This window comes from Streptomyces sp. URMC 123 (assembly GCF_051386515.1).
Classification (GTDB): Bacteria; Actinomycetota; Actinomycetes; order Streptomycetales; family Streptomycetaceae; genus Streptomyces.
In genome coordinates, this window is record NZ_JBPQTV010000238.1 from 1 (window position 1) to 9,967 (window position 9,967).

Genomic DNA, 9,967 nt, shown 5'->3' on the forward strand with positions numbered 1-9,967 from the left:
CCCACAAACGAGTCCCGCCCCTTCGGGGCGGGGAAATGGGGCTTCGCCCCGAAGGGGCGGGGCGTTCTCCCCGGCCTTCGGCCGGGGTGAGGTGGTGGTCCCCGCACCGAAGGCGCGGGCAAACGCTCGCGCCACAAGCAACGTGACCGTGGTCGTCGCGCAACCCGCCCGGAGGGCGCACCTCACGGACGACCCACAACGTGGGCGTCGCGCAAACCCGCCCGGAAGGGCGCGGCGTTTGACCTTGACACCGTGTCAACGCCTTCACTCGATGCCAAGAGAGAGGTGGCCTCGATGACGTTCACAAGACGCGACACGGACGAGACACGCACCGCGCTCCACGCGCTGGAGGACAACCGGTCCTCCACGCGACTGCGCGCCGCCCTCACGCTGGGCACGAACCCCGACCCCCGCCACGTGGACGCGCTCGTCGAGCGTTGCGCGGTCGAACCCGAGTTCTTCGTCCGCGACATGCTGACCTGGGCGCTCACCCGCCACCCCGTGGCGGTGACACTCCCCGCGCTGCTCCGCGAGCTCCGCTCGGAGCGCGCGCAGGCGCGGAGCCAGGCGCTGCACACGCTGTCCAAGATCGGGGACCGCCGGGCGTGGCCGGAGATCACCCTGGCGCTGCTGACCGACGCCGACGACGACGTGGCGCGCAGCGCCTGGCGGGCCGCGGTCGTGCTCGTGCCGGAGGGCAAGGAGCCCGCGCTGGCGGCCGCGCTGGTGACGCAGCTCGGGCGCGGTGGCCGCGAGACGCAGCTGAGCCTCAGCCGGGCGCTGGTCGCGCTGGGGGACGTGATCGCGCCGGCGCTGCGCGCCGCGACAACCGCCCCCGACCCCCGTACGCGCGCGCACGCGCTCGCGACGGAGCGGCTGCTGCGCGACCCGGACGCCGGATTCGCGTTCGCGATCGAGGAGGCGAAGCGCGTCGTGGCCCTCGGCGGCGCCGGTGGGGCCGGCGGGGCCGGTCAGGAGGGACGATGAGGACGTGTTGATCGGTGAGGTGGCGCGACGGTCCGGGGTCAGTGCCCGCATGCTCCGGCATTACGAGTCGCTCGGGCTGGTGCGTCCTTCGGGCCGTACCGGCTCGGGCTATCGGGAGTACTCCGGGGAGGACATCCGGCGGATCTTCCACATCGAGAGCCTGCGGTCGCTGGGCCTGTCGCTGCGTGAGATCGGGCGCGCGCTCGACGACCCCGGCTTCGCGCCCTCCGCGCTCGTCGGCGACCTGATCCGCCGGACCCGCGAACGCATCGCCGCGGAGACGGAGTTGCTGACGCGGCTGCGCCGGATCGACGCCGCTGAGCCCGCCGACTGGGGAGACGTCCTCCAGGCCGTCGCGCTCCTCCACGCGCTGGGGTCGAAGAGCGCCGACGCGCGCCAGCGCGCGGCCCTGTCCGCGGCCGACGAGGCCCCCGTGCCGGTGGAGGCCCTGGTCGAGGCGGTGCTGAGCGAGACGGAGCCGAACGTCGCCGGGGCCCTTCGCTGGGCGCTGGCGCGCTCGGGCGACGGCGGACCGGAGCTGCTGGCGGAGGGCCTGGCCGCACCGGAGGCCGCGGTGCGGGAACGCGCCGTACGGGCCCTCGCCGAGCTGCCGGGCGACGAGGCCACCGCGCGGCTGCGGGACGCCCTCGCGCACCCCGACGCCGTGGTCCGCGGGCACGCGGCGGTGGCCCTCGGGACGCGGGGCGCGGCCGACGCGATCCCGGCGCTCATCGACATGATCGCGGCGGGCCGGAACGACACCGACGCGGCCGACGCGCTGAGCGTGCTGGCGGGCGACTCCGCGACGGCGGATCGGATCGCGGCCGGGCTCGTCGACCGCCTCGCCGACGACACCACCGGAGCGCCCGCGCGCGGACGGCTGACCCAGGCGCTGGCCGGCATCCCGGGGACGACGGCGTACCGCGCCCTCGTGGAGCTGTCGCGGGACGCGGACCGCGCCGTCGCGCTGACCGCGGCGTACGTTCTCCGGCTGCGCGACGCGCCGTGACCGGGCGCCCCGCCCGGGCGGGCGCCTTACGAGGGGGCCGAGCCCTCGTCGTCCGCGTCCACGGCGCGGGTCACGTTCGTGAACGCGTCCAGGTTGCGCGTGGACTCCCCGCGCGCCACCCGCCACGCGTACTCCTTGCGGATCGCCTCCGCGAACCCCATCTCCAGGAGCGTGTTGAAGCTCCCGTCCGCGTTCTCGAGGACGACGCCGAGCAGCCGGTCGAGCTCCTCCGGCGTCACCGCGGCGAGCGGCAGCCGGCCGACGAGGTAGATGTCGCCGAGCCGGTCGATGGCGTACCCGACCCCGTAGAGGCGGGTGTTGCGCTCCAGCAGCCAGCGGTGGACCTCGGCGTGGTTCTCGTCGGGCCGGCGGACGACGAACGCGTTGATCGACAGGGAGTGCTTGCCGACGACGAGCGAACAGGTGGTCGACAGCTTCCGCGTGCCCGGCAGCGTGACCACGTACGTGCCGTCGGCCGGGCTCTCCCAGGCCAGCTCGGCGTCCCGGAGCGTCCGCTCGACGATCTCCCGTGCGTCACCCATGACCTGTGCGTCACCCATGGAGGGAGCGTAGACGACGCCGCTCCTGCGTGGCGGCGGTGTAGACGTCCGCCGTGGCGGCCGCGGCCTTGTCCCAGCCGAAGGACTCCGCGTGCCGGGCGGCGGCCGTGCCCATCCGGTCGGCGAGGGCGGGGTCGTCGGTGAAGCGGCGCAGCACCGCGGCGTACGCGTCCGGGTCGTGGCCGTCGACGAGGAAGCCGCTCACCCCGTCCCGTACGGCCACCGGCAGGCCGCCGACGGCCGCCGCGACCACGGGTGTGCCGCTGGCCTGGGCCTCGATGGCGACCAGTCCGAAGGACTCGCTGTAGGAGGGCATGACGAGGACGGAGGCCGCGCGGTACCAGTCGGCGAGCCGCTCCTGGCCGACCGGCGGCCGGAAGCGGACGATGTCGGCGATGCCGAGCCGGGCGGCGAGCTTCTGGAGGCCCTCGGGCCGGGCCAGGCCGCTGCCGCTGGGGCCGCCGACGACCGGCACGACGAGCCGCTCGCGCAGGCTCGGGTCCTGCTCGACGAGGCGGGCGGCCGCGCGCAGCAGGATGTCGGGGGCCTTGAGGGGCTGTATGCGGCCGGCGAAGAGCGGGATCACCGCGTCGCGGGGCAGTCCGAGCCGGGCGCGGGCGGCGGCGCGGCCCGCGGCGACGCCGGCGGGGTCGGGCCGGAACCGGTCCAGGTCGACCCCGGGGTGGACGACGGCGACCTTGGCGGGGTCCGCGTCGTAGTGCCGGATCAGCTCGCCGGCCTCGCCGTCGGTGTTGGCGATCAGCCGGTCGGCGGCCCGCACGATCTGGGTCTCGCCGATCACGCGGGCGGCCGGTTCGGGCGTGTCGTCGGCGGCGAGCGCGGCGTTCTTGACCTTGGCCATGGTGTGCATGGCGTGCACCAGCGGCACGCCCCAGCGCTCGGCGGCGAGCCAGCCGACGTGGCCGGAGAGCCAGTAGTGGGAGTGCACGAGGTCGTAGTAGCCGGCGCGGTGGCCCGCCCAGGCGCGCATCACGCCGTGGGTGAAGGCGCAGAGCTGGGCAGGCAGCTCCTCCTTGGCGAGCCCCTCGTAGGGGCCGGCGTCGACGTGCCGTACGAGGACGCCGGGGGCGAGCTCGACGGCCGGGGGGAGCGCGCCGTTGGTGGCGCGGGTGAAGATCTCGACCTCGATGTTGATCGCGGCGAGCTTCCTGGCCAGCTCGACGATGTAGACGTTCATGCCGCCGGCGTCGCCGGTGCCGGGCTGGTGCAGCGGCGAGGTGTGCACGCTGAGCATGGCGACGCGGCGGGGGCGGCGCGGGGCGCCGGGGCGGCGCAGCCGGGGCCGGGGACGCCGCGCGGGGGCCGGGCGGCCGGGCCGGCGGATCGGCCGACCTCGCCGATCCGATCCCCGCCCGGCCATCCCGGGCCCCGCGCCGCCCCGCCCGGCCACGCCGGGCCCCGCTCAGCTCCGCCGGCCCGACCACGCCTCCGGCCGGTCCCGCAGCGCCGTCGCGATCGCCTCCGCGATCGGCGTCGTCGGCCGGCCGATGAGCTTGGCCAGGTCCCCGGTCGTGCCGGCCAGCCGGCCCCGGGCGATCGCGTGGTCGACGTCGACGAGGATCGCCGCGAACGCCTCCGGCACCCCCGCGCCGACCAGGATCTCCCGGTGCGCCTCGGCCGGCACCTCGCGGTAGGCGATCTCCCGGCCGGACTGCCGGCCGACCTCCGCCGCGTACTCCGCCAGGCTCCACGCCGTGTCGCCGCTCAGCTCGTAGGCCGCGTTCTCGTGGCCGTCACCGGTCAGCACGGCGACGGCCGCGGCCGCGTAGTCGGCGATGGCCGCGGAGGCCACCCGGCCCGCGCCCGCGTTGGCCACCACCGCGCCGTGCTCCAGGACGGCGGGCAGGTTCGCCGTGTAGTTCTCGTGGTACCAGCCGTTGCGCAGGAAGGCGTACGGCAGCCCGGAGTCGAGGATCGCCCGCTCCGTCTCCCGGTGCTCGGACGCGAGCTCGAAGTCGGCCTCGGGGCCGCCGAGGATGCCGGTGTACGCGAGCAGCGCCACGCCGGCCGCGCGGGCGGCGTCGATCACGGCCCGGTGCTGCGGCACCCGCCGGCCGACCTCGCTGCCCGAGATCAGCAGCACCCGGTCCCCGGCCCGGAAGACGCCCTTCAGGGAGTCGGGGTCGCCGTAGTCGGCGGTCCGCAGTTCCACGCCGCGCCCGGCGAGGTCCGCGGCCTTCTCCGGGTCGCGCACGACGGCCGCGACCCGGGTGGCCGGGACGGTCTCCAGCAGGCCCTCGACGACGAGGCGGCCGAGGCGCCCGGTGGCTCCGGTGACGACGATGCTCATGGGGTGCTCCAGTACGGGGGTCGGTTCGGATGCGAACAGAAACTCACCGTACGGGGGGTACTAACTCAGCGAAAGTACCCACTTTGAAGTAAGGTACGGGTATGAGCGTAAGTGAGCAGTTCTCCATCAGGCCGGACGTGAACGCGCCGATGTGCCCCTCCCGGGGCGTGCTGGAGCACATCACCAGCCGCTGGGGCGTGCTCGTGCTCGCCGAGCTGTTGAGCGGCAGCCGCCGCTTCAGCGAGCTGCGCCGGGCCGTCGGCGGCGTCAGCGAGAAGATGCTCGCCCAGACGCTCCAGACCCTGGAGCGGGACGGCTTCGTGAACCGGTACGCGCACGCGGTCATCCCGCCGCGCGTGGACTACTCCCTCACCCCGCTGGGCGAGGAGGCCGCGCGACAGGTGTGGGCGCTGGCGCGCTGGAGCGAGCAGCGGCTGGAGCTGGTGGAGGCGGCGCGCGAACGGTACGACGCGGCGCGCGCCTGACACCGTACGACACGGCCCGGCCCCGACGCCGTACGACGCGACGCGCGCCCGATGCGGCGCGGGCCGGACCGGACGCGCCGCGGCCCGGGCCTGACGCCTCGCGTCGGACCCGGGCCGCGGCGAACGGTGCGCGGGCCGGCCGGTGGCCCGCGAAGGACGCCCCCGGCCGACCGGCCGACTAGCCGACCACCGTCCACGTGTCGCTGCCGGCCAGCAGCGCGGCCAGGTCGCCCTTGCCCTTCTGCTCGATGGCCTGTTCCAGCTGATCGGCCATCAGCGTGTCGTACACCGGCCGCCGCACGCTGCGCAGCACCCCGATGGGCGTGTGGTGCAGCGTGTCCGGGTCGGCGAGCCGGGACAGAGCGAAGGCCGTGGTGGGGGACGTGGCGTGCGCGTCGTGCACCAGCACCTCGGCGGCGTTCGCCGGCGTCACGTCGACGACCCGGAGGTCACCGGTGGCCCGGTCCCGTACGACACCCTTCGCGCCGAGCCCGTCCCCGCCGTCCTCCGCGGCCAGCGGCGCCCCGAAGCGGATCGGCCGCCCGTGCTCCAGGCGGATCACCGCCTCCTGGGCCTGCTGCTTGTCCTTGAGGGCGTCGAAGGCGCCGTCGTTGAAGATGTTGCAGTTCTGGTAGATCTCCACCAGGGCCGTGCCGGGGTGGGCGGCGGCGGCCCGCAGCACCTCGGTGAGGTGCTTGCGGTCGGAGTCGACCGTCCGGGCCACGAAGGAGGCCTCCGCGCCGATCGCCAGCGACACGGGGTTGAACGGCGCGTCCAGCGAGCCCATCGGCGTCGACTTGGTGATCTTCCCGACCTCGGAGGTGGGGGAGTACTGACCCTTCGTCAGCCCGTAGATCCGGTTGTTGAACAGCAGGATCTTGAGGTTCACATTGCGCCGCAGCGCGTGGATCAGATGGTTGCCGCCGATCGACAGCGCGTCGCCGTCACCGGTGACCACCCAGACCGACAGGTCCCGCCGCGAGGCGGCGAGCCCGGTGGCGATCGCCGGCGCCCGGCCGTGGATGGAGTGCATCCCGTAGGTGTTCATGTAGTACGGGAAGCGGGACGAGCAGCCGATCCCGGAGACGAAGACGATGTTCTCCTTCGCCAGCCCGAGCTCGGGCATGAAGCCCTGGACGGCCGCGAGAATGGCGTAGTCACCGCAGCCGGGGCACCAGCGCACCTCCTGGTCGGACTTGAAGTCCTTCATGGACTGCTTGGCGTCCGCCTTGGGCACCAGGGAGAGCGCGTCGCCCGACGCCCCCTCCGCGATCGTCTCAGTCATCGATGGCCTCCTTAAAGACCGTCGCCAGCCGCTCGGCCTTGAACGGCATCCCGCTGACCTGGGTGTGGGAGCGGGCGTCGACCAGATACCTCGCCCGCAGCAGCGTGGCGAGCTGGCCGAGGTTCATCTCCGGCACCACGACCTTCTCGTAACGCCCCAGGACCTCGCCGAGATTCCGCGGGAAGGGGCTGAGGTGGCGCAGATGCGCCTGGGCGATCCGGTCGCCCGCGGCGCGGGTGCGGCGCACGGCCGCCGTGATGGGCCCGTACGTCGAGCCCCAGCCCAGCACCAGCACGCGCGCGTCGCCCGAGGGGTCGTCCACGGCCAGGTCCGGGACCTCGATCCCGTCGACCTTCGCCTGCCGGGTGCGCACCATGAAGTCGTGGTTGGCCGGGTCGTAGCTGATGTTGCCCGTGCCGTCCTGCTTCTCGATGCCGCCGATGCGGTGTTCGAGACCGGGGGTGCCGGGCACCGCCCACGGCCGGGCGAGGGTGTGCGGGTCGCGCTTGTACGGCCAAAAGACCTCGGTGCCGTCCTCGGTGGTGTGGTTGGGTCCGGTCGCGAACCGCACCCGCAGGTCGGGCAGTTCGTCCGGCTCGGGGACGCGCCACGGCTCCGAGCCGTTGGCCAGATAGCCGTCGGAGAGCAGGAAGACCGGGGTGCGGTAGGTGAGCGCGATCCGCGCCGCCTCCAGGGCCGCGTCGAAGCAGTCGGCCGGCGTGCGCGGCGCCACGATCGGCACCGGCGCCTCGCCGTTGCGGCCGTACATCGCCTGGAGCAGATCCGCCTGCTCCGTCTTGGTGGGCAGCCCCGTGGAGGGCCCGCCGCGCTGGATGTCCACGATCAGCAGCGGCAGTTCGAGGCTGACGGCCAGGCCGATGGTCTCCGACTTCAGCGCCACCCCGGGGCCCGAGGTCGTCGTCACGGCCAGCGACCCGCCGAACGCCGCGCCCAGCGCCGCGCCGATGCCCGCGATCTCGTCCTCCGCCTGGAAGGAGCGCACGCCGAAGTTCTTGTGGCGGGACAGCTCGTGCAGGATGTCGGAGGCCGGGGTGATCGGGTACGAGCCCAGGAACAGTGGCAGATCGGCCTGGTGCGAGGCGGCGATCAGGCCGTAGGAGAGCGCCAGGTTCCCGGAGATGTTGCGGTACGTGCCGGCGGGGAACGCCGCGGCGGCCGGGGCCACTTCGTAGGAGACCGCGAAGTCCTCCGTGGTCTCGCCGAAGTTCCAGCCCGCCCGGAAGGCCGCGACGTTCGCCTCCGCGATGTCCGGCTTCTTGGCGAACTTGCTCCGCAGGAACCGCTCGGTGCCCTCGGTGGGCCGGTGGTACATCCACGACAGCAGGCCGAGCGCGAACATGTTCTTGCTGCGCTCCGCCTCCTTCCGGGAGAGCCCGAAGTCCTTGAGCGCCTCCACGGTGAGGGTGGTCAGCGGCACCGGGTGGACGCGGAAGCCGTCCAGCGAGCCGTCCTGCAGCGGGTCGCCCGGATAGCCCACCTTGGCGAGGGCCCGCTTGGTGAACTCGTCGGTGTTCACGATGATCTCGGCGCCGCGCGGCAGATCGCCCACATTGGCCTTGAGCGCGGCCGGGTTCATCGCGACCAGCACGTTCGGCGCGTCGCCCGGCGTGAGGATGTCGTGGTCGGCGAAGTGGAGCTGGAAGCTGGACACGCCGGGCAGGGTGCCGGCGGGGGCGCGGATCTCGGCGGGGAAGTTCGGCAGCGTGGACAGGTCGTTCCCGAACGACGCCGTCTCCGAGGTGAAACGATCACCCGTGAGCTGCATGCCGTCGCCCGAGTCGCCCGCGAAGCGGATGATGACCCGGTCGAGACGCCGGACTTCCTTGCCGGGGCGGTGACGCTCCCCGGCCCCTGACGGTGCACCGTGCTCGGCTGCCCCCTCGGCCTCGTCGGCCTGGGCACTGACCTGGCTGGTCACTGAACTGGACCTCCCTCGCGGCGGCGGCCGGGGCGCCCCCCGGACGGAAGGTCCGGGCCGGACGTCACGGCCGGTTGTCCCACCGGCCACTCTACGTCGGTAAGGGTCGCCTACCCGGGTGGGGCCGAGGAGTGGACCCGATGTTCATGATGTTCCGATGAATCGATGCGCCGGATTGCCATGAATTGCCCACACCTGCTCCGATCCCGCCGGCGCCCCGGGACACTCATTCTTTGGGCCTATGGCAAAAGACTGAGGGAACCGCATCCGGGTTGCGCCGGACCGGAACGGGACTGGAGCGCGGCGGGGCCGGTCGAGCGCGCCGGAGCGCGTCGGAGCGGGGCGCGCCGAAGCGGTCGGAGCGCGTCGGAGCCGGGCCCGGGGCACGGCGGCGCGCCGCCGGTCAGGAGTCGCCGGTCAGGAGTTGATGTACGTGAGCACCGCCAGCACCCGGCGGTGGTCCCCCTCGCTCGGCGCCAGGCCCAGCTTGAGGAAGATGTTGCTCACGTGCTTCTCCACGGCCCCGTCGCTCACCACGAGCTGCCGGGCGATCGCGGAGTTCGTGCGGCCCTCCGCCATCAGCCCGAGCACCTCCCGCTCCCGCGGGGTGAGCGCCGACAGCACGTCCTGCTTGCGGCTGCGGCCCAGCAGCTGGGCCACCACCTCCGGGTCCAGCGCGGTGCCGCCCCGGGCCACCCGGACCACCGCGTCCACGAACTCGCGCACCTCGGCCACCCGGTCCTTGAGCAGATAGCCCACGCCCGAGCTGCTGCCCGCGAGCAGCTCGGTGGCGTACTGCTCCTCCACGTACTGCGACAGCACCAGGACGCCGAGCCGGGGGTGCTCGCGGCGCAGCCGCACCGCGGCCCGCACCCCTTCGTCGGTGTGCGTCGGCGGCATCCGCACGTCCGCGACCACCACGTCCGGCAGCGCGTTGTCGTCGGCCAGCTCGCCGATGGTCTTGATCAGGGCCTCGGCGTCGCCGACCCCGGCGACCACGTCGTGCCCGCGGTCGGTCAGCAGCCGGGTCAGGCCCTCCCGGAGCAGCACCGAATCCTCGGCGATGACCACCCGCACCCTGTCCTCCACGTCGTTCTTCCCCCGCACCGCTGTCGCGCTCGTGGCGGCCGGGCGCTGTCGCCGGCCGCGTCCTGTCGGTCGCCACCAGCATTCCAGCAATCGCCCGGCCGCGTCGCCACGGCCGGCGTTCCGGGGGCTCGTGCGGGGCTCGTACGGGGCTCGTGCGAGCTCGTACGGGTCCGGGCGGGCGCTGTCGGTTTCGCGTACGAGGGTGGGCGGGGCCGGTCAGCCGCGCCAGGGGAGTTCTGCGGTGATGGTGGTGGGGCCGCCGGGGGGTGAGTCGATGGCGAGGACTCCGTCGACGGCGTCGA

General features: G+C 73.9%; 9 protein-coding genes. 3 read left to right on the forward strand and 6 right to left on the reverse strand.

The window, feature by feature from the left end:
• Positions 1-294 precede the first annotated feature (294 nt).
• Both ACSNOD_RS23070 and ACSNOD_RS23075 read left to right on the forward strand, forming a co-directional pair.
• Positions 295-987, forward strand: a complete 693-nt coding sequence (locus ACSNOD_RS23070; RefSeq protein ID WP_436768934.1) for a HEAT repeat domain-containing protein — start codon at positions 295-297, stop codon at positions 985-987.
• A 4-nt stretch (positions 988-991) separates the two neighbouring features.
• Complete coding sequence (locus tag ACSNOD_RS23075; RefSeq protein WP_436768935.1) at positions 992-1,996, forward strand: MerR family transcriptional regulator; 1,005 nt, start codon at positions 992-994, stop codon at positions 1,994-1,996.
• 26 nt (positions 1,997-2,022) lie between these two features.
• Here ACSNOD_RS23075 and ACSNOD_RS23080 read toward each other — a convergent pair whose 3' ends face one another.
• Genes ACSNOD_RS23080 through ACSNOD_RS23090 form a run of 3 tightly spaced genes read right to left on the reverse strand, consistent with a single transcriptional unit; the run spans position 2,023 to position 4,867 of the window.
• Complete coding sequence (locus ACSNOD_RS23080; protein WP_436768936.1) at positions 2,023-2,556, reverse strand: YbjN domain-containing protein; 534 nt, start codon at positions 2,554-2,556, stop codon at positions 2,023-2,025.
• A complete protein-coding gene (gene mshA / locus ACSNOD_RS23085; protein WP_436768937.1) occupies positions 2,549-3,937 on the reverse strand; it encodes a D-inositol-3-phosphate glycosyltransferase in 1,389 nt (462 codons plus the stop codon). The genes ACSNOD_RS23080 and mshA overlap by 8 nt, the downstream gene beginning before the upstream one ends.
• A 42-nt stretch (positions 3,938-3,979) precedes the next feature.
• A complete protein-coding gene (locus tag ACSNOD_RS23090; protein WP_436768938.1) occupies positions 3,980-4,867 on the reverse strand; it encodes an SDR family oxidoreductase in 888 nt (295 codons plus the stop codon).
• 101 nt (positions 4,868-4,968) lie between these two features.
• On the opposite strand from ACSNOD_RS23090, the gene ACSNOD_RS23095 reads away from it, so the two are divergent.
• Positions 4,969-5,352 (forward strand): winged helix-turn-helix transcriptional regulator, encoded by a 384-nt coding sequence (locus ACSNOD_RS23095; RefSeq protein WP_436768939.1) that lies wholly within the window; start codon positions 4,969-4,971, stop codon positions 5,350-5,352.
• Between the two features lie 178 nt (positions 5,353-5,530).
• Here ACSNOD_RS23095 and ACSNOD_RS23100 read toward each other — a convergent pair whose 3' ends face one another.
• From ACSNOD_RS23100 to ACSNOD_RS23110, 3 genes are all read right to left on the reverse strand, one after another.
• Positions 5,531-6,637: a 2-oxoacid:ferredoxin oxidoreductase subunit beta gene (locus ACSNOD_RS23100; RefSeq protein WP_436768940.1), complete on the reverse strand. Its 1,107-nt coding sequence runs from the start codon at positions 6,635-6,637 to the stop codon at positions 5,531-5,533.
• Complete coding sequence (locus ACSNOD_RS23105; RefSeq protein WP_436768941.1) at positions 6,630-8,576, reverse strand: 2-oxoacid:acceptor oxidoreductase subunit alpha; 1,947 nt, start codon at positions 8,574-8,576, stop codon at positions 6,630-6,632. Before ACSNOD_RS23105 ends, ACSNOD_RS23100 begins: the two co-directional genes overlap by 8 nt.
• Before the next feature lie 417 nt (positions 8,577-8,993).
• Positions 8,994-9,653: a LuxR C-terminal-related transcriptional regulator gene (locus ACSNOD_RS23110; protein WP_436768942.1), complete on the reverse strand. Its 660-nt coding sequence runs from the start codon at positions 9,651-9,653 to the stop codon at positions 8,994-8,996.
• Positions 9,654-9,967: the final 314 nt, after the last annotated feature.